We start from the raw sequence: 25,880 nt of genomic DNA, 5'->3' as shown, positions 1-25,880 counted from the left end.
GTCGAATAACGGACATTTCGGCCGGCGTGGACGCTGACCGCGGTTCGCGCACCCCCGGCGGGGGCGGATCGGTGGACGGATCACGCTGGCCTTGGTGACGGAGCGTCAGTCAGCGTCGTCCGTGGCTCGTCGCCGAACGGTCACCGACCGGCCCATCTTGCGCCGCTGTCGCGGCAACGACTGCGTCGGCTTGGTTTCCCGCCCATTCGTGGAAATCGCCAGACGGTAGCATTCTGCCCGCATGGGATCGTCATTCTGGGCTGTCGCGTGGCCGGCGTCCATCAGGGGAGAGAGGTGGGGCGATGGCGTCGTCAGAGGCGAACGTCAGCAGCCGCGCGACACCGTTGGGTGAGAACGACCCGCGGACGCTGGGCAGTTACACACTGCTGGGCAAGCTGGGCCAGGGCGGGATGGGAACCGTCTACCTGGGACGGTCGGAGCTCGGCCGGCTCGTCGCCATCAAGGTGGTGCGCGCCGACGTGGCCGACGACGCGCAGTTCCGTAGCCGGTTCCGGCAGGAGGCGGCGACCGCGCGCCGGGTCGCCCGGGTCTGCACCGCCGAGGTGCTGGACTTCGACCCGGAGGCCGAGCAGCCCTACCTGGTCACCGAGTTCATCGAAGGTCCGACGCTGCAGTCGTTCGTCTCCAAGGGCGGCCCGCTGGCGGACGCGAACCTCGAGCAGCTCGCCGTCGGCGTCGCCGCCGCGCTGCGCGCGATCCACGCCGCCGGCATCGTGCACCGCGACCTCAAGCCGTCGAACGTGGTCCTTTCCCCGTTCGGACCGCGCGTCATCGACTTCGGCATCGCGCGGGCGCTGGACTCGGGGGCCGGCCTGACCGGAGACCTCCAGCAGCTCGGCACCCCGGCGTTCATGTCGCCGGAGCAGATCCGGGGCGACCCGATCACCTCGAAGGCCGACATCTGGGCCTGGGGCGGCCTGGTGACCTTCGCGGCCACCGGCCACTACCCGTTCGGCATGGGCAGCGCCCAGGTGCTGCTCTTCCGGGCGCTGAACGAGGAGCCGAGGCTCGACGGCGTCGACCCCGGGCTGCACCCGATCGTCTGGGACTCGATGCGCAAGAACCCGTACGAGCGGCCGAACGCCAGCCAGCTGATGGACCGCCTCCTTGGCGACGCGGGGGACACCGGCGACCAGGACGAGCAGGTCACCAACGTGCTCGCTGACTGGAAGGTGCCCCCGGCCCCGACGGGCGGGAGGGGCCCGGCCACCACCGGTGGCGACTTCGCCACCCTCGCAGCCACCCGTCCCGGCCAGCCCGCCGACGAGAACTTCGTCCCGACCCAGGTGGCGACCCGGGTCGCCAACACGCCGGCCCCCGCTCCCGGCGGCGCCCCGCCGTACGGATACCCCGGGCAGGGAGCGCCGGGCGGCCAGCCCGAGAAGCGCCGAAGCAAGCGACCGCTCATCCTCGGCATCGTCGCGGCGGTCATCGTGATCGCCGCGCTCGCCGCCGTGCTGCCGATGGTCCTGGGAGGCAAGGACGACAAGTCGGGCGACCCGAGCGCGTTCCTGCCCCGCTCGACCGCCCCGCTGGGCCTTGACACCATGGTCCTCGCCCAGAAGGTCGGCGCCGACCCGAAGTACCACATCGTCACCGCGCAGGTGCCGGACGCCGACAACGCGACGCCCGGCCTCCCAACGATCAATCAGTTCAAGAACGTCATCAGCGGCCCTGACGACCTGTTGCTCCCGGCCATCAGCCCGGACCGACAGACGATCTTCTACATCGACAAGGGCCTCAAGAACACCATGATGGCGGTCGCCGCCGACGGGACGGGCCAGCCGGTCCAGCTGTTCACGTCCGGCCCGGCGGCGAACATCTCCATCGCCCCGGACGCCCGGCCGTCGATCTCGCCGGACGGCAAGTTCGCGGTGATCCGGTCGACCACGGACGAGACCGGCCAGTCGCACACCGGCCTTTACATCATCGCGATGGATGGGTCGTCGGTCCGGAGGCTGGACACGGCGCCGCAGGCGTCCGACCCATCCTGGTCGCCGGACGGGGAGCGGATCGCTTACTGGTCGAACGAGTTCGGCGGTGACCGCGGCTTCCTGGTGATCATCTCGACCGATCCGGGAGCCAAGGCGGTGCCGCTCAACAAGGTCGAGAACGCCCAGACCGGCAACCTCGACGCGGACCCGACCTGGTCGCCGGACGGCAAGCTGCTCGCGTTCAGCCGCGTCGTCAAGGGCGACCCGCAGCAGCTCGAGATCTACGCGATGGACATCAACACCAAGAAGATCATCGTGATCACCAAGGAGGTCGGCGCCGACGACCAGGACCCGGCGTGGGCGCCCGGAAGCAGCAGCATCCTGACCTTCACGTCCAACCGGGACCCCAACAACCCCGGCGACCGCGAGATCTACATGACCAACGTCAACGCCGCGGACAACCCCGACCGCCAGCTCACCACCGGCCACGGCTACCACGGTCAGCTCCGCTGGGACTCCCGCTGACGGGTATCCCGGCACTCGTCTCATAGCGGCGGCCGGCCGGTGCGCGTTGGACGCGCACTGGCCGGCCGCTGACGTTGACGGGCCGCCCGAAGAACGGGCGAAGGCGAGAGCCAGGGTGCTGAGAATCGCCGGTGTCGCCGGTGTCGGTGGTTCGGTCAGCCGCGGAGGCGCTTGCGGATCACGCGGTAGATCAGGAACAGCAGGACCAGCAGGACCACGATGATGACGGCGCCGATGGTGACGTCGCCCGCGTCGCGTTCCTTCTTGGCCTCGACCACGGGCGCCGCCGCCGAGGCGGCACCCGCCGACAGAAGCACCAGCGCCCCCGCCGCCAGCACCACCTGGCCGGCCCGGCGCGCGAGACGCGCGAATGCCGGCCCCATCCGAAGCGGTCGCCCGGCCAGGTGGCGGACCTGCCGCTGCTCGGTCGTCGCCATTCCGATGTCGTTCGTCATCTGTCCCCGCCGCTCGTAAGGTCTCCCAGTACCGACGTTCTGACCGGCGAGCACGTTGCCCACCGGACCGCCTCACGGCCAGGCCCGTCGAATTACTGGGGAATGCGCCGCGATGCTAGCGGTTTCCGTCGACACCCCGTGCGTGCGGGCAGCCGGCCGACCGTACTGACGGCCGGTCACGACGCCGTCCAGACGACAGAAGGCCGTCGGCGTTACGACGACGAGCGTGGTCACGGCCAGATGGGCGGTTACCGCGACTGCGGTAACCGAAGGTCGTCCGCGTGGTCAAGGCCGCAGTATCGACGTCACGGGCCGAATTCACCGCACGTGACGACGCGTCGGCCCGCGTGGCGCGCGTCGTTCCGTGTTCCGTGTTCCGTGTTCCGTGTCTCGTGTCTCGTGTCTCGTGTTCCGTGCGACGGGAGTCCCATGTCCCTCGTCCCAGCCACGCCCGCCAAGGACACCAGGCCATCGCTCGACAGCCTGACCGCGGCGCTCGCGGCGCTGCGGCCCCGGATGGACGAGGTGAGCCTCTCGATCCATGCCCACCCTGAGCTGAAGTTCGCCGAGCTCCATGCTCAGCGGACGCTGACCGCCTGGCTCGCGGAGGCGGGCTTCACGGTGCTGGCGCCGGCGGGCGGCCTGGAGACGGCGTTCGTGGCCGTGCACCAGGGAGGCCGCCCTGGCCCGCGGATCGCCGTGCTCGCCGAGTACGACGCCCTGCCCGAGGTCGGGCACGGCTGCGGCCACAATCTCATCGCCGCCGGGGGAGTGGCCGCGGCGATCGCCGCCGTGCGCGTGCTGCCCGACCACCCGGGCACGATCGCCGTCATCGGCACCCCCGGCGAGGAGATGGGCGGCGCGGGCAAGGTCCGACTGGCCGAGGCCGGCGTGTTCGACGAGGTGGACGCGGCGGTGATGTTCCATCCGGGTGACCGGTCGCTGACCACCCGGCCGGGGCTCGCGGCGGCGCACCTGCGCGTCGTCTTCACCGGGGAAAGCGCGCACGCCGCGGTATCCCCGTGGCTGGGCCGCAGCGCGCTCGCCGGAGTCCAGGTGTTCCTCACCGCGATCGACGCGATGCGTCAGTTCACGGCGCCGACCGCCCGGATCCACGGCATCGTCGCCGACGGCGGGCAGGCACCGAACGTGGTCCCGGCGCGCGCCGCCGTCGATCTTTACGTACGGGACCGGACGGCGGCCTCGGCACTCGACCTGGTCGCGCGGGTCCGCACGGCGGCCGAGGGCGCGGCGCTCGCCACCGGGACACGGGCGCAGGTCGCCGAGACCGGCCCGCTGTACGCGGAGCGCCGCGACAACCTGGTGCTCGCCGAGCGCTTCGGCGAGGCGGTGCGGGCGCTCGGCGTGCCCATCGCCGCCGGCGAACCGGACAGCCCGGCCGGCTCCTCCGACATCGGCAACCTCGGCCAGCTGCTGCCGGTCATCCACCCCTACATCCAGATCGCCGAGCCCGGGACGCCGGGCCATTCCGAGGCGATGCGGGCGGCGGCGCGGACCTCCTTCGCCCACGACCGCACCCAGGTCGCCGCGACCGGGCTGGCGAGAGTGGTCACGGACCTGCTCACCGACCCCGAGCTGCTCGCCGGCGCGCGCGCCGAGTTCGCCACTGGTGGGGTGGCGAGCTGAACGGCGGCCAACCGGCCCGGGCCCGGTCATGTCGGTCGTGATCGTCCTGGACGGGGCCGGTCCCGATCGGTTCTCCGTCGCCGTGTCGCCGCTGGCGGAGCTGGCCGCCAGCCTGCATGTGCTCACCGAGCACGCACACCATGCCAAACACGCGGGCTGGGCCACGGCTGTCGTCGGTACCGCCCCACCCGAGTTCCGGGCAGGGCTGCGTCGGTTCGCGCCGCTGTGGACGGCCCTGCGATGGCGGGCGTTCTACCCAGGGCTCGGCGGCCCGGTCTCCGGCGGCCCGGTCTCCGGCGGGCCAGGCACCGGCGGGCCAGGCCTGGGCATGCCGCTCGCCGGGCTGTCGCTGGACCGGTTCGCCGAGCTGACCGCCTACACCTGCGCCAGCGGATACGGCGGCTTCGACTTCGGCCGCGTGCTGCGCGACACCGGTCAGGCCGCCGTCCTGCGCCAGACCGCCGCCGCGCTGCCGGAGCCCCACCTGGCGCTCGCCGAGGACCTGCTGCGTGCCCCCGAGCTGCTGCGCGCCGACGTCCTCGGCTTTCTCGACCTGTCTCGCCGCGTCTTCTTCGGCGACCTGTGGGCCGAGACCGCGCCCACCCTCACCCGCGCCGCGCACCGGGTACGCCGCCTGCTCGCCGACAGGGGCCCGGCGGTGGCGCTGGTCTCGCTCAGCCCGTCCAGCGCCCGCCTGACGCGTCCCTCGGCGCCGGGCGCCGACGGCCCCACGCGGGTCGTCTTCGACAAGGTGCACCAGGCGGTGATCAGCCCGGCGCGCACGCCGGTCCTGCTCATCCCGACCCGGTACGGCGCGCCGCACCTGCTGGTGAAGAACGAGCCTGGGCTGCCGCCCGTCGTGCACTTCCCGGTCGACGCCCCGGCGGTGGGCGTCACCCTGGCGCGCGCCCGCCTGCTCGCGCTCACCGACCCGAGCCGGGTACGGCTGTGCCGGCTGATCGCCCGCCAGGCGATGACCAACGCCGACCTGGCGGACCGGCTGGGGATGACCCGCCCGCAGGTCTCCCGGCATCTGCGCGTCCTGCGCGACCTGGGGCTGGCGCAGGTGGAACGCAGCGGCCGCTATGTGCACTACCGACTCGACCTCGCGGTGGTCGAACGGATCGGCGGCGACCTGGCCACGGCCCTGCAGTACTGACGCGGGCAAGGGCGACCCGCGCGGGCGTTCCCCGAACATTCTCGGTCTCTTTTACCCCGGCGATGGGATCGCACATCGTCCGCGTGCCTTCACGTCGCGACGTCGCCGAGGCGGGCCCGGAGGTCGGCGAGGGAGCGTCGTTGGCGTCCGGCGGCGTCGAAGTTGTCGTCCGCGAGCCAGGCTTCGAGGGCCTTGCGGGCGAAGGGCCACTCGCCGTCGGTCATCGAGAACCAGGTCGTGTCCCGGTTGCGTCCCTTGACGACCAGGGCGTTGCGCCAGGTGCCTTCCTCGACGAACCCCAGCCGGGCCGCGGCCACCCGGGAGGGCTGGTTGAGGCTGTCGCACTTCCACTCGTAGCGGCGGTAGCCGAGGTCCTCGAAGACGTGCCGCATGAGCAGGTACTGCACCTCGGTCGCGGAGCGGGTCCGCTGAAGGGCCGGCGCGTAGATGATCCCGCCGACCTCGATCGACCCGACGGCCGGCTGACCGCGCAGCAGAGCCACCCGGCCCTGGAACATTCCGCTGGCCAGGTCGATGATCGCGAACGCGCACATGTCCGCCCGTTCGGCGAAGGCGGTGATCCCCCGCGCCGCCTCCTCGGCATCGGCTGGCGCGTCGTCGCCCTGATAGGTCCACAGCTGTGGATGCGGGCTCAGCCGCTCGACCACCTGCCGCGCGTGCTCCGAGGCCGACAACGGGCTCAGCCGCACCGAGCGCCCCGTGAACACCCGCGGCCGCGGCGCTCGGGCGGTCGACCAGCTGACCGGATCTCCCACCAGTTGCCCCAGGTCGTTCAGCCGTGGCATGCCGCCATCCTCGCGCGGTTTGGTCAGGTGTGTCGGTGCCGCGCGCCGGAGCTTGCCAGGCTCCGACGCGCGGCGACCGCATCCTGGGTCTGGACAGTCGGTCTGTCTGTTGGTCCGTCGGGTCGGGGTCAGGCGGAGGTCCAGGCCCAGTGGCGGCGATGGGCGTCGGTGGACCACTCGCTGATCGTGGCCAGGTCGGGGTCAGGGGCGAGCGGGGTGCGGCCGGTCTCGAGCAGGGTGGTGATCTCGGCCTCGACGGTGGCGATCTCGTCGAGGACCTGGGTGACGTCGCGGACGTCGCCGCGCTTGACCCGCAGGACGCGTTCGCGTTCGTCGTCGGGCATGGGAAGCGTGAGGCGGCCGTGGGTGGCGACCTCGCGGCCCTGGAACGCGAGCCGTAGCGCGTGCGACGCGAACTTGACGTCGTAGCCGTACCTGGCCACCAGTTCCGGGCGTGCCCAGCCACCGTGCCGCGCGGCCAAGCCCCTGCCGGCAGGCGTGGCCTGGCCGCCGATGCGGGCCCGTTGGCCGGCGAGGTAGCCGAGGAAACGGCGTACCGCCCGCTGGGAGAGGACGGCCGGCGCGAGCGCGCGCAGTTCCTCGCCGAGCGGCGTCATGACCATGATCGCGTCCGTCGGCGCGTAGAGCGGCAGCAGGGCGGTGGGGTTGCCCTGGGTCGCCAGCCGCAGGTACTTGCGCAGGGAGTAAATGACCAGGTCGATATCGCCGGGGCCGGAGCGTGCTCCTTCCGGCTGGGTCCGGTACACGTAGTGCTCGAACCGTCCGGCCATGCCGAGGACATGATGGGCCGGCTCGACGAAGATACCCATCTCGTCGTGGTCGTCGGTTCCCGCGATCGCGATTCCGTGCAACCCGGAGCCCACGACGGTCCGCAGGATCTCCCCGGCCAACGCCAGATCCCGGTTTCCATACTCCGTGTGCGTCACCGCCGTCGACATGTCGCGACCATCCCACACGTCCTGACCGATATCGAACGATTTATGCCGAGCAGGAGTGGCGGGGCGCGCACGCACGCGGCAGAGAAAGGGCGGAAAGGCGGGAGGAATATCCGCGGCGGCCTCGTCGCGACGGCTCCGACGCCAGTCAGCATGCGCCACGGGCGGTGTGTGGCCTCCCCCTCAAGCGAGGCCACACACCACCCGTGGCCGTGCTGGCTCGGTCCTGTTCAGTTGGCGGTTCGGCGGGTCCGCCGCCGGCGGCCGAGCGCGAGGCCCGCGGTGGTGAGCCCGAGGCCGACGGCGAGGGTGGCGGCGTTGAGGAGCCAGTAGGTCCAGTTGATGTCGCTGGGGGTGTCCGCGTGAACGACGATGGTCTGCGCCGCGAGGACGACCGCGAAAAGGATGATGGTGGCGAGGTAGGCGGTTCGGCGGTTGGCGAGGTAGATGCCGAGCGGAACGGTGAGCAGCAGCATCGCGATCTGGGCCATGACGGTCTCCTTCGCTACGGGTGGGATGTCGGCCGGTCCGGCTGGCCGGCCGGCGCGGCGCCGGCGGGCGGCGTGCCGCGGTGGCCGGAACTCATGGAGCGGCAGCGGCGATCACGCCGTCGCGGATGCACGGTACTACACTTGAAGTGAAAACAACTATGGGTGTAGTTTCTTTTCGTGGCTGGCCGACGGGATGACCTTCTCGACGCGGCGATCGACCTGCTCGGGGAGCAGGGAGTTCGCGCGTTGACACACCGGGCTGTGGACGCGGCGGCGGGGCTGACCGCGGGGTCGACGTCCAACTACTTCCGCACCAGGGAGGCGCTGTTCGACGCAATCGTGGAGCGGTTCGCGGCGCGGGAGCGGGCGAACTGGGAGGAGCTGGCCGCGCACCTGGCACCTCGAACGACTACGGACCTGGCCAGGGCCCTGGCCGTGTTCGCCCGCGACAGCGCGGGCCGCAACCGGGCACTGACCCTGTCCCGGTACGCGATCCTCGTCGAGGCCTCCCGCCGGCCCGAGCTACGGGCGCAGCTCGCGGCCACCGGCACCCGGGTGAACACCTGGTTCACCACCTGGCTGCGCCTGGTGGGCTCGACGGACCCCGACCATCACGTCCACGTCGTCGGCAACTACCTGACCGGACTCGTTCTGCACCAGTTGGCGATCCCGGACCCGGATTTCGACCCGATGGCGCACCTCGACGCCCTGCTGGCGTCACTGATCCAGACCCAGCGCGAGCGGGGTTCGCGAGACAGCGACTCCTGAAGTACCCAGGCGTCATGCGCCCCGACGCGTTGGGCCGATCACGGCGGCGAGCACGACCCGCGCGCCCGTCTCGCCGTGCGGCCCGGATGGTCGCGGCACGGACACTCCACCAGGCATAGAGGGAACACCCATGAACACCGACGAGGTCTGGCAGGCCATCGACACCCAGCGGATACGAGTCGCCGACCTGCTGGAAAAACTGACCGACGACGAATGGCGCACGCCCTCGCTGTGCGACGGCTGGACCGTGCGGGATGTCGCGGCCCACCTGACCATGCAACAGACAGGACTGGGCGGGGCGCTTCGCATGGCGGCCCGGTCGCCGGGCGGGATGAAGCGAATCATCCACCGTTCGGCATGCCTGCGCGCGGCGACGCCGACCGAGCAGATGATCACCGAGATCCGCGGAATGGTCGGCTCGCGGAAGCACAACGCGGGCGTCACCTGTCGGGAAACCCTCATCGACATCCTGGTGCACGGCCTGGACGTTGCTATTCCCCTCGACCGACCCCTCGAGACCCCCGCCGACGCCGCGGCCGTCGCCGCTGACCGGGTCTGGTCCGTCGTCCTCCCGTTCTTCGGCTACCCGTTCTTCCCCAGGAAACGACTAAGGGGGCTGCGGCTCACCGCGTCCGACGTGGACTGGGCCGTTGGCGAGGGCGCGCCCGTCGACGGCCCGATGGACGCGATCCTGCTGCTGCTCACCGGCCGCCCCGCCGCCATGCCACGGCTGTCCGGTGAAGGGGCTTGCGCCCTGCGTGCAAGGCTCCCGTCCGCCCAGGAGCCTTGATGACGGCCCAAACCGTCCTGTGGACACGCGCGGTGCCGGAAGGGTGGGGACGCCACCAGGGCGAGATGTCGGGTAAGCGCCAGTGACGCCGCCGCGGATGGCGGGGAGGCTGGTCCTCGTGACCGCCGACGAAGGACTTCAGGCGCCGGCTCCCTGGTCCGCGGCGATGACTCGACCACGCGGCGGTGGCGGTGGGGCGGCGCTGCCGTTGTCGGGCTGGCTGCTGGCGCTCGCCGTGGCGGTCGCCTTCGCGGACGCCTCGATCGTGGTGCTCGCGGCGCCGGAGCTGCTCGCCGAGTACGACTCGACCGTTTCGGCGGTCTCGTGGGTGGTGACCGGCTACAACGTCGCGATCGTGCTCGCGGCGGTACCCGTCCTGCTGCTCGTACGCCGGCGCGGTTGGCTGGCGCTCACCGCCCTGGGTCTGGTCGTCTTCCTCCTCGCCTCCCTGGGATGCGCCACGGCGGGCTCGCTCGGGTCACTGACCTGGCTGCGCGTCATCCAGGGAGCCGGCGCGGCACTGCTGCTCGCCGGCTCCCTCCCGCTGCTGGCGAGGCTCGCCGGATCGGACCAGGCGGGCCTCGCGGCCTGGTCGGCGGCGGCCGCGGTCGGGTCCGCGCTCGGCCCCGCCGCGGGTGGGCTGCTGACCGAGGTGTTCAGCTGGCGGGCGATCTTCTTCGTCCAGGCCCCGCTGGCCGCGGCCGCGATCGTGGCACTGCCGCGCGCCGCGCGGGCCAGGCCGCTCCCCGTGCGCGGCGCCACTCCGGACTCACCTGGCCAGCCCTGGCCGGCTGGCTCCGCTGGCCCGGCTGGCTCCGCTGGCCCGGCCGGCCCCGCTGGGCCGTCCGGTCCGCTGGGGTCACCCGGTCCGGCGCGTACCAGCGAAATGCGGCCGTCCCGGCTGATCGCCGCGCACGTGGCGCTGGCGTTGGTGTCGGCGGCGCTGGTCGGCGCGCTGTTCCTCGTGATCCTTCTGATGATCAATGGTTGGGGCGCGACGCCGCTGACCGCCGCCGCCGTGGCGACCGTCCTCCCGCTCGGTACCCTCGCCAGCCGCTACGTCACCGCCGGCCGCCGGCCGCGCACGTTGGCGCTGGCCGGCTGCCTGACCGTCGCCGGCGGGCTGGCCAGCCTGGCGCTGGTCCCCGACAAGGGCTGGGCGACGGCCGCCGCCGCGCTCGCCGTGACCGGCTTCGGGCTGGGGCTCGCGGTCCCCACGCTCACCGAGGCCTCCATCCGTGTCGGCCCGCGCCTGGCGTTCGACGGCACCGTCTCGGTCGTCGCGCGCCATGTCGGTCTCGTGCTCGCGCTTGCCGCGGTCACGCCCCTGCTGGCCTCCTCACTGGGCGCCCGGCTCGACGACGCGGTCGTGGCCGGCACCGAGGCCGGACTGCGTGAACCGGTCCCGCTGGCCAGCAAGGTCTCGCTCGCCCGCACGCTGGGGGAGGCGCTGGGTGACACTCCCGCGGGGGAGCTGCCCGACCTGGACGAGGTGTTCGAGCAGGTCGCGCCCGACGGCAGCCTCGACACCCTCCAGCACACCCTGTCCGGCATCATCACGACGGCGGTCACCGGCGCCTTCCGGAACTCGTTCGCCCTGTGTGCCCTGTGTGCGCTCCTCGCGCTGGTACCGGCGTCGCGGATCGGGCCAGGGCGGTGGTCGGTGCCGGCCCCGCGAGGGCCGACGTCCCGCCCCGCCGGCCCCACTCGCCCCGCCGGCCCTGCTCGCACCGGCGGCCCCGCCGGCAGCGCCCGGCTCGGGCGGGCGACGAGGGCGGTCGCTGTCGTCCTGTCGCCGGTACTGGCGATCGGCCTCGCCGCTTCGACCCTCCGCTCCGGTGGGCGGGGCGGCCTGTCCGTACCCGATCCCTGCACCACCCAGCCGGCCTTCGCGCTCGGCGGCGCCGACGGGTTCGTCCAACAGCTCGCGCTCGACACCCTCGACGGAGCCGCCTGCGAGCTCCGGACGAGTCGGGCGGCGCTGCTGCTGACACTGCTGCCCGAAAGCGGCCAGCCCCGGCTGCCCCTTACGAACGACGAGCTCACACCCGCCGTCCGGCACGGCCTCGACCACGCCGTCGACCGCCGCGCCGACGACGGGGACCTCCCGGGGTGGTCGGCGACGGTGCTACGGCTCGCGATCCGCGTCAGCCCGGTCGGCTGGCTGGTGGACCAGCTGCGCTCGGACTGACGACCTGGAAGCCAGTCAGGAGTCCCATTCGCCTCCTTGATCCCGTGGATCGGAATCGGGACGTCCGACGCGGCGGTCGACGCCGCGCTCGACGCGGTGCTTCAGGCGGATTTCCTCGAACGCATCCGCGCCGCTCTCGGGCCCGACATCGAGAACGCCGGCCTCGCCTACGCCTGGGCGAAGCGGGGCGTCGTCCGGCTCGTGCGGCGCGAGGCGGTGCGGCTGGGCCCGGTCGGCGCCCGGGTCTGCTCGGTATCGCCCGGCACGATCGACACCCCGATGGTGGCCGCTGAGGAAGCGAACGACGTCCAGCTCGACGCGCTGGTCAGACGCACGCCGCTGGGCCGCAGAGGCCTTCCCGAGGAGGTCGCCGCGGTGGTCGCGTTCCTCCTCTTGGACGAGGCCAGCTTCGTCAACGGGACCGACGTGCTCATCGACGGCGGGGTCTGCGCCTCGTTCGCCGAGCCTTCCCTGTTCGCCGAGCTGTAACCGAACCCACGGATGGACGGATCGCGGAGTGGGAAGGAGCGCGCGTGCCGGGTGGGCGAGGGAAGATGCACGTCTGCCGTGGCAGCAGGCTGTGCGGCATCGACGGTGGGAGGACGGCAATGAAGGCAGTCCGAGGGCATCAGGGCCGGCCCATCGTCGTCGACGTCGACGACGTGCCCGGCTGGGACGACGGCGAGCTGCTGACCATGGCCGTTGCCGGGATCTGCGCCTCGGACTTCGCCTACCTGCGTCTCGGGACCCGGTTCATCCTCGGCCACGAGCTCGCCGGGTGGAAGGCGGACGGGACGCCCGCGCTGGTGGAGGGCCTGTTCGGCTGCGGGGAGTGCGGCTTCTGCCTGGAGGGCCGGAACAACCTCTGCGCCCAGTCCACCAGGAAGGCGCTCGGCATCATGCAGAACGGCGGCATGGTGGAGCAGTTCCGGGTACCGGCCCACAAGGTCCTCGACCTGCCGGCGGGGCTCGACATCTCGAACGCGTCGCTCGCCGAGCCCGCCTCGGTGTCCTGGCACGGGGTTCGGCTCGGCGGGACCGCGCCGGGACGGACGGTCGCCGTCGTCGGCGGCGGATCGATCGGCCAGCTGGCCGCGGCCGCGGCCCAGGCCCAGGGCGCCGACGAGGTGGTGCTCGAGGCCCGCTACCGCCATCAGCACGAGATCCGCGAGCGGCTGGGGGCCGCGGAGCCCGAGCCCGGGACGCTCTACGACGTGGTGATCGAGGCCGCCGGATCGCCCAGCTCGCTGCAGCGCAGCATCGAGCTGGTCAAGCCGGGAGGGACCGTATCGCTCCTGGGCGTCCACCATGGTGGCCTCGACGTGCCGTACTCGGCCCTGCTGACCAAGGAAGTGACGCTGGTCGCGTCGATGGGGTACTGCGGGCATGCCGGAAAGCGGGAGATGCTCGAAGCCGCGAAGATGCTCGCCGCACGCCCCGAGATCCCGGACTCGCTCATAACCCATCGTTTCCCGATCGAGGACGCGGCCGAGGCATTCCGGGTGGCCAGCGACCGCGAGTCGGGTGCCATCAAGGTCGTCGTCGACGTCGCCTGAGCCCGGCATCACCACCGCACCAGCGGAAACAGGCTGACCGAAGCACCGCGAACCTGTCGATCTACCGTGCGCACGTTTCACTGAGAACACGCTCACATCGACTCGGCCGGGTTGTCGGCGAGTCCCGAGCGGGGCGGCACGATCTCGCGGACGTTTGACCGAGATCCGGTGGTTTGTTCCTGACCATCGCGACGAACCAGGTCGTCGAGGAGATGGCGGTGTCGGAGACCGTCACGGTTGGGCAGCTGGGGAGGCGATGGAGCGGCCGATCTGCTCGCGATCGAGCCTTACGACGATGACCTCTACGACTGTTCGACGCTCGTGGCCCGACGGATGCGCCGGGCGCGCTGTTCACTGCGCTGTGCCGAGTCTCCAGAGGCGGATTGTGGAGTCGGAGCCGGCGGTGACCAGGAGGGTGCCGTCTGGGGAGAACACGATCGATTCGACCTTGCCGTGGTGGGTGTCGAGCGGTGGTTCCAGCGCGACGGGTTTGGCGGGATCGGAGATGTCCCAGAAGCGGACGGTTCCGTCGGCGCTGCCGATGGCCAGCAGGGATCCGTCGGACGAGAGGGCGCCGCACCAGACGGCATCTCGATAGCCCGTCAGCGGCGCGCCAAGCTGCTTCGGCGTGTTCCGGTCGGCGAGGTCCCAGAGGCGGACGGTCCTGTCCGCGCTGCCGGTTATCAGGGTGCGGTTGTCAGGGGTGAACCCGACAGTCCAGACAACGTCGGTGTGGCCACGTAGCGGCTGGCCGAGCGCCCTGGGTCTCTCGCGATCGGTGAGGTCCCAGAGGTGGACTGAATGGTCCCACCCTCCGCTCGCCAACGTCTTGCCGTCGGGTGAGAAGGCGAGAGAGACGACGTCCTCGGTGTTGCCCTCGAGCGGCTGTCCCAGGGGCCTGGGATCGGCGGGATCACGGATGTCCCACAGGTGGACGGTCTTGTCGCGTCCGCCGGTGGCGAGCGTCGACCCGTCGGGTGAGAACGTGACCGCGCGCACCGCGTCGGTGTGTGGAAGCGGCTGGCCCAGCCGTGCGGGCACCGCGGGGTTGGTGATGTTCCAGAGCAGGACGGTGGAGCCGAGGCTCGCGCTGGCGAGGATCCTGCCGTCCGGCGAGACAGCGACCCCGCGCACGGCGGCATCCTTGCGTGGGGTCTGTGGTCCGGTCAGATATGCCGCATGGGCGGGGTCGGCGACGTTCCACAGCCGAACGGCGCCGTCGAAGCCCCCGCTGGCCAGCGTCCTTCCGTCTATGGAAAGCGCCACGGAAAGAACGGCGTTGCGGTGGCCGGTCATGGGCTGGCCGACAGGTTGCGGCGGATGCGCCGCGAGGAGATCCGCGCTCGTTTCCCGGCGGTTGCTGTCTTCCCGGCGGTCACCGTTCCTGAGGATCAGGGTGAGCGCGACAGCGGCCGCGAGGACGACCACGAAGCCGAGAAACACGCCACGCCGGGCCGCCTTCCGACGCCGCGTCAGCACACGTGTCGGCTGGAGCGTGCCTGGCCCGTCGCCGTCCACGTCCACGTCCACGGTTGTTTCGACCGCCGGCTGCACCGAGTGAAATGCCTGGCTCACCAGGTCGTGAAGCTCGGATGCCGTCGGCCGCTGGGACGGCTCCTTGCGCATGGCGCTGGCGACGACGGGACGCAGGGTGGCCGGAAGGCTGGACAGGTCGGGCTCGTCGTGCACGATCCGATGCAGGAGAACCGCCAGCGGCGCCTTTCCGAACGGAGGGTGCCCGGTAGACGCGGCGATGAGGACCGCGCCCCAGGCATGGACGTCGGCGGCCGTCGTGAGGGGCCGCCCGTTCGCCTGTTCCGGCGCCATGTAGGCCGGGGTGCCGTGCCAGCCCGAGGTGGTGGCGGCGGCGTCGAGTGCGCGGGCAATGCCGAAGTCGATGACCAGCGGCCCGGATGGCGACAGCATGATGTTCCCGGGCTTGAGGTCGCGGTGGATGAGCTGGGCGGCGTGAATTGCCCTCAGCGCCGTCGCCACCGCGATCGCGAGTCGTTCTACCTCGGCCGGCGGCAGCGGTCCCCGACGGGCCATCTGGTCAGCCAGCGACGGCCCATCGATGAACTCCGTGACCAGATACGGCCGCGGGCCGGTGACATCGACCTCGATCACCTCGGCGGTGCAGAAACGCGCGACGCGCTGAGCGGTCCGTGCCTCCTGCGCGAAGCGCTTCCGGAACTCCGGGATCTCAGCCAGGTGGGGTGCGATCACCTTGACCGCGACATAGGGCCGTGTCCCGGCGTCGCCAACCCCCTCGACCCGCCGCCCGAGATACACCCAGCCCATGCCGCCCTGACCGAGCCGGCCCAGCAGTCGATAGGGCCCCACGTGGCGTGGGTCGCCGGCTTCGAGTGCCGTCGCCGCCGCGGGGAGCCCGCTCACAACCAACCCCCCAAGACCAGCACGGTTCGGCTTCCAGCGCCGGAGGGTAATGCTGCTGAGGCGCGCCCGGACACGATGGTCACCCAACCGACTACCGGCAGCGCATCGTGGATCGGCCACGCGCTCGAGGCGGCGCCGATCGATGAGTCTCCGCGGTTTCCGTGGTCTCCACTGGTGTGACGTACCGGACGATCATGCGGAGGACGCCGATCATGTGGAGGACACCGTGACCGAAGAGAAAGACGGCACGAACGTCGACCTGAGTCCGGCCGCCGCCGCGCTGACCAGGATCATCGAAGGTATCGAGGATGCCCAGCTCGCCGCGCCCACGCCCTGTCAGGGCGTCTCCGTCGGTTGGCTGCTCGACCACGTCGACGGCCTGTGCGTCGCCTTCACCGCCGCCGCGACCAAGCACCGGCTTCCGGGCGATGGCGCGGCTCCGGTGCCGGACCCGTCGAGGCTGGGAGACGACTGGCGCAAGAGGCTGCCGGACCGGATCGCCGAGCTCGCCGACGCGTGGCTGGCACCGACGGCGTGGACGGGCAGCACCTACGTGGGCGGAGGGCCCTTGCCGGCGGAGACGGCGGGGGCTGTGGCGCTCAACGAGATCGTCATTCACGGGTGGGACCTCGCCGTCGCGACCGGGCAGCCCTACCCGGCCGACGACCCCACCTTCACCGACGCGCTGCGGTCGGCGCACGGCTGGGTCAGCACGGTCGTCGAACAGGCTCCGGACGGAACACCCGGCCTGTTCGGCGCACCGGTCTCCGTGCCGGCGCACGCGCCGCTACTCGACCAGCTCGTTGGCCTCACCGGCCGCGACCCCGCCTGGCAACCGTCCCGTCAGCCGGTCTCCTGACGCTCCCAGTCACCGGCGGCAGTCACCGGCGGCCAGTCAACGGCGGCGCCTGGCCGGCCCAGTGTTCTGAGCGGGGACGGATCGCCTGGAACCAGGCCGACGACGAGGGACGGGGCCCGCGAAGGTCGCGGACCCCGTCCAGGCGGTCGGCCGTTCGGCTCACGCGGCGGCGCCGCCGTAGGGGACGGTGATGATCTCCAGAATGTGTCGGTCGGGGCTTTGCCAGTAGACGCCACGGCCGCCGTCATGGTGGTTGATCTCGCCGGCGCGGGTGAGCATCGGGTCGGCCCACCAGGACAGGCCGCGGTCGCGGACACGGCCGAAGATCTCGTCGAACTCCCGGTCGCCCACCAGGAAGGCGTAATGCTGCGGGTGGACCTCGCCGGTGGCCTGGCCGACGTCCAGGCTGACGCCCGCGACCTGCACGACGCGGAACGGCCCGTAGACCGGCGCGTCCGGCAGGCCGAGGATCTCGGTGAGGAAGGTGGCGGTGGCGTCCCGGTCGGACGACCAGACGATCGTGTGGTTCAGCTCGATGCTCACTTCCGCGCTCCCTTCGGCTCCGTCATGGAGGCCTTCAGGCCCAGAGCCGGGATCAGAGCCATGGCGGCCAGCACGGCCGGCCACCAGAACGTGACGCTGAACGCATGGGCTCGGTCGGCTGTTCCCGACAGCTGGTGCTGCAGGATGACGGCGAACACGGCGGTGGCGACGACTCCACCGGTCCGCTGGAGGATGCTCAGCAGGGTTGTCGCGCCGGCGATAGCGGCCCGGTCGAGCGTGGCGTACGCGGCCGCGCTCGTCGGGGCGAACAGACAGCCGGCGCCGAGCCCGAGCGCGACCTGCGCGGGCAGCAGGACCAGGTCGTCGCCCGCGTCGCCGGCCAGGGCGTAGCCGACGAATCCGAGCGTCAGCAGCGTGCTTCCGGCGAGGATCACGAGACGGCCACGGCCCCGGTCGACCAGGCGGCCGGCCAGCGCCTGCGACACGGCCGCGCCCACGCCCTGCGGGGCGAGCAGCAGCCCGGTCTCCAGCGCCGAGGCTCCCCGGACCTGCAGGTAGTAGAGCGGCAGCAGGAACATCGCGCCGGTCAGCGCGCCGACGCTGACGACCTGGACCAGGGCGGCCAGCGTGAAACCGCGGGCGGTGAAGCGGCGCAGGTCCAGCAGCGGCGCCGCGACGCGTGGCGCGCGGACCGCGAACGCCACCAGCAGGGCGACGCCCGCGCCGATCCAGGCCAGCGCGGCGGCGCCGATTCCGTCCGCGTCACCGGCGATCGACGTGACGCCGTAGACCAGCGCGACCAGCCCCGGGGAGAGCAGGCCGAGGCCGACGGCGTCCAGGCGCTGGCCGCGGCTGCCTGGCTGCGGCTCGAGCGCGCGGGCGGACCACAGCAGGCAGGCGACGCCGATGGGCAGGTTGAGGAAGAAGATCCACCGCCAGTCGACGGCCGAGACGAGCACGCCACCGACGACCGGACCCAGGATCGGCCCGAGCATCATCGGGACGCCCACGGCGGCCATCGCCCGGCCCATCCGCTCGTGCCCCACGGCCCTGGCGACCATCGTCATCCCGACGGGGAACACCATTCCGCCGCCGAGGCCCTGCAACACACGGAACGCGATCAGGCTGGGCGCTGACCAGGCGAGGCCGCATGCCAGTGAGCCGGCGGTGAACGTCCCGACGGCGACCAGCCAGACCGGCTTCGCGCCGAACCGGTCGACTGCCCAGCCGGTGATCGGGATGACCGCGGCGAGCGCCAGCAGATAGCCGGTCATCACCCACTGGACCGTGGTCAGCCCGACGGCGAAGTCGCTCGCCAGCCGGTCGAGGGCGACGCTGACGATCGTCGCGTCCAGGACGGTGGTGATGGCGCCGAGCACGACGAGAGCGACGACGATGCGCGCGGCTCGGTCCAGCGGTGCGGGCCGCTCCCGCCGCTCGGTCCTCGTCGTCGGCTTGGGAGGGCTGGAAGGGGTGGGAGGGGCGGGAGCCGTCGCGTCGTGCTCGGGCCGCGGTCCGGCCGGATGGGACGTGATCTTTGTTGACATGGGATCGGAGCCTCCTTGGTGTCACACTAACTTTATAGAGACTCTAAATTTTGTGCGACACCAAAACAAGGGGGTAGGGTGATCCCATGACCGAGGTGAGCCTCCGCGAGCGCCAGAAGCTGGCGAGGCGGCAGCGGATCGTCGAGGCAGCGGTGGCGCTGTTCGCCGAGCGAGGCTTCGAGGCGGTGCCCGTAGCCGAGATCGCGCAGCGGGCCGAGGTGTCGCCGGCGACGGTCTTCAACTACTTCCCGACCAAGGAAGACCTGATCTACGACGGCATGGCGGCGTTCCACACCGCTCTGCTGGGTGCGATCCGCGGCCGCGGACCGGGTGTCTCCGTGCCGGCGGCGTTCCGGGAGTTCCTGCTTCAGCCGCGTGGGCTGCTCGTCACCCCCGACCCGGGCGCGCGAGAGCAACTGGCCGTGGTGGCCCGGGTGATCCGCGAGAGCCCCGCGTTGCAGGCGCGGGAACGCCAGGAGGCGGAGCGGTCTGTCGCCGCGCTCGCCGCGCTCGTCACGGCTGACCTCGAAGCGGGGCCCCGCGACCTGCGCCCCTGGGTGCTGGCGACCGCCCTGGTCGGCGTCAGCCGCGCCATGTCGCGCGCCGTCCAACAGGCCGCGATCGACGGCCGGCTAGGCCCGGATTTCACCGCCGAGCTGATGGCCGCCGGCACGGACGCCCTCACCATGATCGAGCAGGGCTGCACCGCCTGACAGCGGCGCGGGCACCCGCCGCGCCACGCTGATCGAAGAAGCAGGCCTGCGAGGGCGCGGTCGGGCCGTGGGTCTACGCGGCGTGCATCGTCGGTGGGGAGCCCGGCGCGCCATGCGCCTCATCGAGGCCTGGTCCATCACCGAGGGGCGGACCGCCAATGGACCACGGGCCACCAGGGAGTCCGGGATCCGGTGAGAGTCAGCCAGAGGGGACTGCCGCCCCGGCCGATATCCGGCCGAGGCTCTGCGGCTCCTCCGACCTGAGGGTTCTCAGCGAATGTGCACGCCGGAGATGGCACGGGCGATGACGAGACGCTGGATCTCGGACGTGCCCTCGAAGATTGTGTAGCGCTTCGATGAGGTCGGCGCGGTTCGGCTCCTTGCGATCTTGTGGTGTGGCTGTCCGGCCTGGCTGCCAGGCGTTTTGGCTGGTCAGAACCATGAATCGCCGAGGTCGAGTTCGGGGTCGGCTGATGGCCGGTGTCCGGTGATGTCCGGCTCAGCCCGGCCGTCTCCGGGCGGCTGTGGATGAGGAGTGGATGAGCCGTGGGTGGGATCGGGCTCGGCCGGGGCGCCGGGGGAGGGTGCTCCGGCGTCGTCGGCGGCGAGGGCCGTGTCGATTCGCCGCATGGCGATCTCGTCCTGGCCGACGATGCACTTGGCGTAGACCGTCAGGAGCACGCGGACCGAGTGGCCGGCCCATTCGGCGACCAGGGTCGGTGGAACTCCGGAGTTGAGCCAGGTCGACACGGCGGCGTGGCGAAGGTCGTAGGGGCGGCGTGCGAGCGGGGAGGCGAACTCGGCCGGGGTGAGGGCCTTCTGGCGTGCCTTGGCCCAGACAACGCGGTACCGTGCCGCCTTGATCGGGCCGTCCTGGGATGTGCGGAACACGCGGCCATCGGGCGCGACTCCGAACCGGTCGATGTGGCGGCGTACCAAGGCGACGTACCGCGGGTTGAGCGGCACGGGCCTGGTCTCGCCGTCGGCTCGATGCTTCAGTGGGCGGGCCTGACGGCCGCCGTCGGGGTTGTCGGACCAGCGGGGTGAGATCTCCGGGTTGTTTCCGGCGAGCAGTGCCTCGCCCCACCCGGAGTCGGGCAGCGTGACCTGGCCGGCGCGCAGTTCCTGATTCTCGCCGGGGCGGAATGCCTGGTAGTAGAAGCCGGCGAAGAACGCGGTGAGGTCGGGGGCGATCTCGTCGACGGCGGCGAGGAGCGCGGTCGCCTGGCGGTGGTTCACGACGGCGCGGCGGTCGACGACGTCGACGTTCTTGGGTGGTTTCCAGCTGGTTGTCGCGAGCGGGTCGGCGTCGAGATCACCGCGAGCGACGGCGTACTGGCAGGTCATGCTGAAGACCTGGCGACGACGGATGACGGTGTTCGCGGCAGCCGGCCGGCCGTCGATGCGCCGGCTCAGCGCGGCCAGGGCGGCGTGGCTGATGTCGGGATTGGCGAGGTCGCCGACAGGTCGGCTGTGCCGTTCCATCCAGTCGAGGACCTCCGCCCAGGTGGGCGGCGGTGGGTTCTCGGCCCGGTGCCCGTCGGGGCCCAGGGCGGTGCGGGCGCCGGTGTTGAAGGTCCAGCCGACCAGCGCCTCACGCACGAGTTCGGCGAGTCTCGCTGGCGGCTGCTGGTCGAACAGCGCGGGTGTCACGGCGCCAAGCGCCTGGGCCACCGATCGGCGCGACCCCGGAGCCTGACCCTCGTCCCACTTGGCGTCCGCGAAGCTCCGAGCAACGACGAGCCAGGTGCGGGCCGCCGGCGGCGGCGCCGCGGCCGCGATCTGCGCGAGTGCCTCACGGACCGGTAGGCCGGTCTCGACGTCGAACGCCTCGCCCTTCTTGACCGCCGTGAGGATCTCGGCACGGCGTGACTCGGCCGCCCTTCTGGAAGGGAAGGTGTGAGTGTTCGGCTTCGGCCGTCCGGCCACCTTCCAGCGGACCTGCCAGGTGGACCGGTTCTTCCCCTTCAGCTCGTGGACGGCCCAGACCCGGACGTCGAACGTCGTCTTCCGCTCTTCACCGCCCGGAGAAGAGTGCGCCGCTGCCGAGTCGGTGGTCATGGGGTGGACGGGTCGCGCGTGCGGCCGTCGAGCCAGGCGTTCAGGTCGTCGCGGCCGATCCGGATCTGGCCGTTGGGGAGCTTGATGACCTTCGGACCCGTGCCCTTGGCCTGCCAGTCATGCCAGGTCGAGCGCGGCAGCGGTCCGTCGGGTCCGCCGAGCTCGACGAGGACCTGGTCGAGGGTCAGCAGGATCCGTTGATCGGTCCGGGAGGTCTGCGAGATCGTTTGGATGGGCTGCTTCGGTCGACGCCCGCCGCCGCCGACGCTGTGCCGGATTGCGCTCACAGGAACGTACGGTCCGGGCCGTGAGCGTCCCGACCGACATCGCGGATGACATCGCGATCACCCACTGCCGCAGGATGAGCATCGATGACGGCCTCCGCGACACCCGCGGCAGCATTTTCCCGAACATCGCGACCTGACGCGCTGTCGGCGGTCGCAGTTTGCTAGCACCCAAGACGAGCCGCAGCGAGAAGGTCCGGCCGCGCCTCGGTGGGGGTTCTCGAACGCTGCGAGATCATGTCCGAGCCTGCAGGGCGGGGGTGGTGGGGACCGCCTTGGCGTCTGCCCGTAGGCCACCCGGTCAGACAGTGCAATAACCCACGTCCATGTCGGCCCAGGTACAGCGGAGGCTCCGAGGACCCCCGTTCGCACTTCCACGGCAGGGGCCACGCGGCCCCCGGGACGAGTCCTCCTGTCGCGAACGCGCAGAGGTGCGCCGATGCGATCCCAAGCGCGGATTCGATTGCCCGCGAAGCAGGCCGGTGCGCAAGCGCGAGGCGATATGATGTCGCTCACTTAGCTGAGGAGTTTCCTGCCGGAGGCGGACAAGGCGATGGCGCGACTTGGTGGCGGTCGGGGTGCCGCAGGAGGCTTCCAATATCAGTACCTCCGTACCGTGGAAGCGTTTCTGGCTGCAATACAACAGGGAGACGTCCACGCTTGCCGGGTTGAAGGTCCAGTGAGCCCTCAACTTGCCAACACCGACATCGTTGACTTCGATCTTATCGATAATTCCGGACAGTGCATTTTTGCCGCGCAGGTCAAGAGCGCCGGGCTTGGTAAGATAATCCGAGCTCCTGAAGCTTTTGCAATACTCGTGCGGCTCGTAACGTCCCAAGAGGCTGAGCGTTACCAGTTGATAACTCAGGCAATTCCGGACAAGAACTGCAAGGACCTAGCCCGCGTTCTTGCAAGCGCGAAACATCCCGGCGACCTTCATTATGGAGTTTCGGGACTGCTCTCGGGGTCTCCAAAGGCACTGAAGCAGCTTCAAAGCCTCTCGCCAGCCGAGCTTGTTCGCCTTGTGTCTGCGAGTATTGAGTTTGACTCTCGGGAAGACGATCAAACTCGCGCTGACCTACGTGATGGGATACGCAATTGGCGTGCCAGGGAGCGGCGAGGGAGTGGAGAGGGATCCAGCGGCCTCGTGCTCAACCACCTCGTCGCCAAGACCCTTCAGCGCGCCGCCGATCCTAAATTGTCGGTGTGGACCATTACGGAGTTCTTGGCCGATCTAAATATCAGCAATGAGAGTCTCAGCGCTGCGCTCGGGCGCCAAGACTGGGGCGTGATTACGGGGCCAGTTCCACCTATCCCCGACATTCCAAGATCCACACTTGTCGGGCAGGTGGCGGCGACATTCGAAACGTCGACAGAGTCGCGCGTCGGAACGGTGTTATGCGCGATCACCGGACTATCCGGGATCGGAAAGTCTAGTCTCGCAGTCGCCTACATCGCCGAACACTCTCACCTGTATGATCAGATTCTATGGGTCGATGGAACAACAAGTGACGCTCTGGCGGCCTCATTTACTCGTGTACTTAGCCACCTTGGCACTCAAAGCGAGGGAGAATCGGCAACATCCCGAGGCCTCGACTACCTCCGGGAAAAGGTGCATGCACTCCTTCAGCGGATATCAGGCCGATGGCTAATTGTTTTTGACGATGTCATACCTGACTCTGTAAAGGCGTGGCTACCGAGGTTCGGCAGAGGCGACGTCATTGTGACGTCGACAGCATCGGCAGGATGGTCATACGCACAGACCAGGATTCTCGTTGAGAGGATGAACTCCGAGGAAGCTCTCAACCTTCTTGTCCGCCGACTCCGGCTCGATGGCACGGAAACAGAGAGACATCAGAACTCGCTTCTCTCGCTGGTCGAGACGCTCGACGCGTGGCCGCTGGCAATCGAGCTCGCGAGTGGTTACATAGTCTCCTGTGGGCTTCCGCCAGACCGTATAACCGAGTACCGTGATCTGATCAAAGATCGCGCGATGGATGACCATCTCTCAGTGCCTCAGGGGTATCCCCGCACCCTCGTATCTGCAATACGTACGAGCCTAGAGAGACTTAGGCAAGGCGCGAAGGTGAATCGAGTGGCTTCGGCCGTCGCCGTGGAAGTTCTCGGCTACATGAGTTTCTTCGGCGCCGTCGGAATTCCCTTGCACCTGGCGATGGCTTCTGCGTGTATATCTCCGTTGGAGGTTCCGCAAGATTTGATCGGACCGGCTGTCCTCGACGAATCCGACGGGTTGGTACGTGAAACCCTTCGAGAGCTCGTCAATATCTCGTTTGTGCACCGATCGGAGCCATTGCCGTCGGCCTTCAATTTTGACTCTCTGCAAAATGAGACGGTTTCATTGAATACCGTTTTGCAGACCGTCCTCCGCCGGGAGTTCGAGGCGACGATATCCCCAGACGCTCCGCTGACACGAGCTGCTTTTCACACGACGAGGTGGCTGGGGGCCGGAATGGACCACGACGAGTCCGAGTGGACGTGGCAGGTCGCACAGCACGCATCGGAGTTGGTCTCCAATATTCGCCGTCTGAACGTTCGTAACGGAGGGACGGCTGCTCTCTTAGGGAACCTCGCGGGCTTCTATTTCTCGACGGGCAGGAGCCACGACGCAGTCGATCTATTGGAACTTGAACTACGATGGCTCAATGAAATTGAGGGCCCGCGTGGACTGCTTACAACCCAGACCCGAATCACGCTTGCTACAGTTCACGCCGCCGAGCAGACGTCTGCCACGGCGGCCATCTTGTCGGAGCAGCTCGGTGGTGAGGTGTATGCGTACGTCGAGGGTCTAGTCTTAGAGAATTCGATGCTGGCTGCCGATCTTGCCGCGCAGGCCTACGCGCTTCTTAACATACAGCTGGAGCTTACTCCAAACGAGCCCGAGATCCGGTCCGTTCATGGGCTCTATGGCCGGCTCGTGGAAGGTCTGCCGACGACGCCGGTCGCTGAGATAGCACTCGCGATATCGGCGATTAACCGGCTGATACAGAGCGGTCGGCCGGCCGAGGCTGAAAAGTCGGCACGAGCGCTCTTGGTTAGGCCGGAGAGCTCGCGTGTCGCCCCTGTGATGGAAATACGGCGACTACTCATCGAGGCCCTCGCTGCGCAGCGAAAATGGGATGCGGCAATGGCGGAACTCGATGCTTTTTCCCGCCACGTAGTTCCCAACTCTCTCCATCATTTCTCGATCCGGATGTTGATTCACAACGCCGGTTTCACCGCGACGCTAAACTGGCTGTTCGCCGACGAGTCGGCCGCCCCATTCCTCGGCCGCCTCCTTGAAAAATGCGGATCCGACGAGGTTCTCAAACCTGCTGGACATGAACTTGTGCAGCTCGAATTCCTGCGCGCCGTGGAGCGCGCCACCCGTGCCGATTTTGCAGGCGCGATTGAGAAGCTGAAGCTGATTTCAGACAGATCTTTTGCCGATGAGGAAGAAACAGCCGTCAGGTGGGAGAGGGTATTTTTTGGTTTCGAGAAGAAGGTTCGAACGCTTCTCCTGAAGGACTATCACGACCGTGAGCAGGCCAGAATATCGGAGATCGTCGCAAAAATTCCGCGCAGATCACCGGTGTGGGAGCTCTTTGAAGATCCTAAATCCTACGGTTACTACCTTGAGAACTCAAGCGCGACCACTCTCTGGATTCAGCTGATCGCGAATTCAGATATACTTCGGGGCGATTCATCATCGTCGTCAATTTTTCCGATTGCCATCCTAGAGCCTCGTCAACCAGTGCTCGTCACGCTAGATCCTAAGCTCCAACCCGTTGAGCTCAAAGTCTATCGGCTCGCCTCAGCTGGCTTCCGACGGGTGCTTGGCGACGTCTCGGCTATCCCAGAGAGCACCGGAGTTTCGGCGTTCGTCGAAGGCGGGCGATTTTGTCTTCGCGACGAAGACGGCATGCTCCTAGCTATTGCAGATAACGTGCCGGATATGCGGTGGATCGAGCGTGCGCGTACGGCTGGACGAATCGCAGTGCTGTACGGTTTTGACTTCTTCCTGAATAGTCCGATGCGACGTGACGAAATATTTGGGCCCAAGCCGCGGTTTCGGGAAGTGATCGAGAAGAGCGGCGGCGTCACGCTGGCCTTTGGTCTTGCGGATTGGAGAAGTCCGCTGTAGAGGGCGTCGTCCGAGCCTGTCTTGGCGTATCGAGAACTCAAGGAAATCAGGTTCTGCTCCTGGCAGCGACGAACG

20 protein-coding genes are annotated in these 25,880 nt (G+C 69.6%); 11 read left to right on the top strand and 9 right to left on the bottom strand.

The features are described from left to right. Positions 1 to 302: 302 nt before the first annotated feature. On the top strand, positions 303 to 2,480 hold the full coding sequence (locus FRCN3DRAFT_RS0233955; RefSeq protein WP_007513665.1) for a protein kinase domain-containing protein: 2,178 nt from the start codon (positions 303 to 305) through the stop codon (positions 2,478 to 2,480). A 155-nt stretch (positions 2,481 to 2,635) separates the two neighbouring features. On the opposite strand, the gene FRCN3DRAFT_RS0233950 is transcribed toward FRCN3DRAFT_RS0233955, so the two are convergent. After that, on the bottom strand, positions 2,636 to 2,998 hold the full coding sequence (locus FRCN3DRAFT_RS0233950; RefSeq protein ID WP_007513667.1) for a hypothetical protein: 363 nt from the start codon (positions 2,996 to 2,998) through the stop codon (positions 2,636 to 2,638). Between the two features lie 366 nt (positions 2,999 to 3,364). Here FRCN3DRAFT_RS0233950 and FRCN3DRAFT_RS0233945 point away from each other — a divergent pair, with 366 nt between their 5' ends. Next, positions 3,365 to 4,582 (top strand): M20 family metallopeptidase, encoded by a 1,218-nt coding sequence (locus tag FRCN3DRAFT_RS0233945; RefSeq protein WP_007513669.1) that lies wholly within the window; start codon positions 3,365 to 3,367, stop codon positions 4,580 to 4,582. A gap of 28 nt (positions 4,583 to 4,610) precedes the next feature. Then, a complete protein-coding gene (locus tag FRCN3DRAFT_RS0233940) occupies positions 4,611 to 5,741 on the top strand; it encodes an ArsR/SmtB family transcription factor (protein ID WP_007513672.1) in 1,131 nt (376 codons plus the stop codon). Positions 5,742 to 5,830: 89 nt separating this feature from the next. On the opposite strand, the gene FRCN3DRAFT_RS0233935 is transcribed toward FRCN3DRAFT_RS0233940, so the two are convergent. The 3 genes from FRCN3DRAFT_RS0233935 to FRCN3DRAFT_RS0233925 form a co-directional block, all read right to left on the bottom strand. Beyond that, positions 5,831 to 6,547 (bottom strand): GNAT family N-acetyltransferase, encoded by a 717-nt coding sequence (locus FRCN3DRAFT_RS0233935; protein WP_007513674.1) that lies wholly within the window; start codon positions 6,545 to 6,547, stop codon positions 5,831 to 5,833. A 128-nt stretch (positions 6,548 to 6,675) separates the two neighbouring features. After that, a complete protein-coding gene (locus FRCN3DRAFT_RS0233930) occupies positions 6,676 to 7,506 on the bottom strand; it encodes a nucleotidyltransferase domain-containing protein (protein WP_007513675.1) in 831 nt (276 codons plus the stop codon). A gap of 227 nt (positions 7,507 to 7,733) precedes the next feature. Beyond that, positions 7,734 to 7,994 (bottom strand): hypothetical protein, encoded by a 261-nt coding sequence (locus tag FRCN3DRAFT_RS0233925; protein WP_007513677.1) that lies wholly within the window; start codon positions 7,992 to 7,994, stop codon positions 7,734 to 7,736. Positions 7,995 to 8,171: 177 nt separating this feature from the next. Here FRCN3DRAFT_RS0233925 and FRCN3DRAFT_RS0233920 point away from each other — a divergent pair, with 177 nt between their 5' ends. From FRCN3DRAFT_RS0233920 to FRCN3DRAFT_RS0233900, 5 genes are all read left to right on the top strand, one after another. Then, positions 8,172 to 8,762 carry a TetR/AcrR family transcriptional regulator gene (locus FRCN3DRAFT_RS0233920; protein WP_007513679.1) on the top strand — a complete coding sequence of 197 codons (591 nt, stop codon included), beginning with the start codon at positions 8,172 to 8,174 and terminating at the stop codon, positions 8,760 to 8,762. 130 nt (positions 8,763 to 8,892) lie between these two features. Then, positions 8,893 to 9,552: a maleylpyruvate isomerase family mycothiol-dependent enzyme gene (locus tag FRCN3DRAFT_RS0233915; protein WP_007513681.1), complete on the top strand. Its 660-nt coding sequence runs from the start codon at positions 8,893 to 8,895 to the stop codon at positions 9,550 to 9,552. A gap of 118 nt (positions 9,553 to 9,670) precedes the next feature. Further along, positions 9,671 to 11,743 carry an MFS transporter gene (locus FRCN3DRAFT_RS0233910; RefSeq protein ID WP_007513683.1) on the top strand — a complete coding sequence of 691 codons (2,073 nt, stop codon included), beginning with the start codon at positions 9,671 to 9,673 and terminating at the stop codon, positions 11,741 to 11,743. 36 nt (positions 11,744 to 11,779) lie between these two features. Further along, the gene (locus tag FRCN3DRAFT_RS47540; RefSeq protein WP_007513685.1) at positions 11,780 to 12,232 is read left to right on the top strand and encodes an SDR family oxidoreductase; all 453 of its coding nucleotides are present in this window, start codon (positions 11,780 to 11,782) and stop codon (positions 12,230 to 12,232) included. Between the two features lie 119 nt (positions 12,233 to 12,351). After that, positions 12,352 to 13,299: a zinc-dependent alcohol dehydrogenase gene (locus tag FRCN3DRAFT_RS0233900; protein ID WP_007513687.1), complete on the top strand. Its 948-nt coding sequence runs from the start codon at positions 12,352 to 12,354 to the stop codon at positions 13,297 to 13,299. A gap of 351 nt (positions 13,300 to 13,650) precedes the next feature. On the opposite strand, the gene FRCN3DRAFT_RS50140 is transcribed toward FRCN3DRAFT_RS0233900, so the two are convergent. Beyond that, a complete protein-coding gene (locus FRCN3DRAFT_RS50140) occupies positions 13,651 to 15,696 on the bottom strand; it encodes a WD40 repeat domain-containing serine/threonine protein kinase (RefSeq protein ID WP_007513690.1) in 2,046 nt (681 codons plus the stop codon). Positions 15,697 to 15,922: 226 nt separating this feature from the next. On the opposite strand from FRCN3DRAFT_RS50140, the gene FRCN3DRAFT_RS0233890 reads away from it, so the two are divergent. Beyond that, on the top strand, positions 15,923 to 16,555 hold the full coding sequence (locus tag FRCN3DRAFT_RS0233890) for a TIGR03086 family metal-binding protein (RefSeq protein WP_027141184.1): 633 nt from the start codon (positions 15,923 to 15,925) through the stop codon (positions 16,553 to 16,555). 159 nt (positions 16,556 to 16,714) lie between these two features. On the opposite strand, the gene FRCN3DRAFT_RS0233885 is transcribed toward FRCN3DRAFT_RS0233890, so the two are convergent. After that, the gene (locus tag FRCN3DRAFT_RS0233885) at positions 16,715 to 17,098 is read right to left on the bottom strand and encodes a VOC family protein (protein WP_007513692.1); all 384 of its coding nucleotides are present in this window, start codon (positions 17,096 to 17,098) and stop codon (positions 16,715 to 16,717) included. Further along, positions 17,095 to 18,606, bottom strand: coding sequence for an MDR family MFS transporter (locus tag FRCN3DRAFT_RS0233880; RefSeq protein ID WP_007513694.1), 1,512 nt, complete (start codon positions 18,604 to 18,606; stop codon positions 17,095 to 17,097). Before FRCN3DRAFT_RS0233880 ends, FRCN3DRAFT_RS0233885 begins: the two co-directional genes overlap by 4 nt. 86 nt (positions 18,607 to 18,692) lie before the next feature. Here FRCN3DRAFT_RS0233880 and FRCN3DRAFT_RS47530 point away from each other — a divergent pair, with 86 nt between their 5' ends. Continuing rightward, the gene (locus FRCN3DRAFT_RS47530) at positions 18,693 to 19,319 is read left to right on the top strand and encodes a TetR/AcrR family transcriptional regulator (RefSeq protein ID WP_007513696.1); all 627 of its coding nucleotides are present in this window, start codon (positions 18,693 to 18,695) and stop codon (positions 19,317 to 19,319) included. 432 nt (positions 19,320 to 19,751) lie between these two features. On the opposite strand, the gene FRCN3DRAFT_RS0233870 is transcribed toward FRCN3DRAFT_RS47530, so the two are convergent. Both FRCN3DRAFT_RS0233870 and FRCN3DRAFT_RS56775 read right to left on the bottom strand, forming a co-directional pair. After that, the gene (locus tag FRCN3DRAFT_RS0233870; protein WP_007513698.1) at positions 19,752 to 21,380 is read right to left on the bottom strand and encodes a site-specific integrase; all 1,629 of its coding nucleotides are present in this window, start codon (positions 21,378 to 21,380) and stop codon (positions 19,752 to 19,754) included. After that, entirely contained in the window at positions 21,377 to 21,667 is a 291-nt protein-coding gene (locus FRCN3DRAFT_RS56775) for a helix-turn-helix transcriptional regulator (RefSeq protein WP_007513700.1), read from the bottom strand. Before FRCN3DRAFT_RS56775 ends, FRCN3DRAFT_RS0233870 begins: the two co-directional genes overlap by 4 nt. A 613-nt stretch (positions 21,668 to 22,280) precedes the next feature. Between FRCN3DRAFT_RS56775 and FRCN3DRAFT_RS52175 the strand changes: the two genes are divergently transcribed. Next, positions 22,281 to 25,805 carry a tetratricopeptide repeat protein gene (locus FRCN3DRAFT_RS52175; protein ID WP_198536071.1) on the top strand — a complete coding sequence of 1,175 codons (3,525 nt, stop codon included), beginning with the start codon at positions 22,281 to 22,283 and terminating at the stop codon, positions 25,803 to 25,805. Positions 25,806 to 25,880 lie beyond the last annotated feature (75 nt).

The organism is Pseudofrankia saprophytica, from assembly GCF_000235425.2.
Lineage (GTDB): Bacteria > Actinomycetota > Actinomycetes > Frankiales > Frankiaceae > Pseudofrankia > Pseudofrankia saprophytica.
Note: the sequence above shows the minus strand (reverse complement) of the source record. Positions and strands in the feature narration are given on the sequence as shown.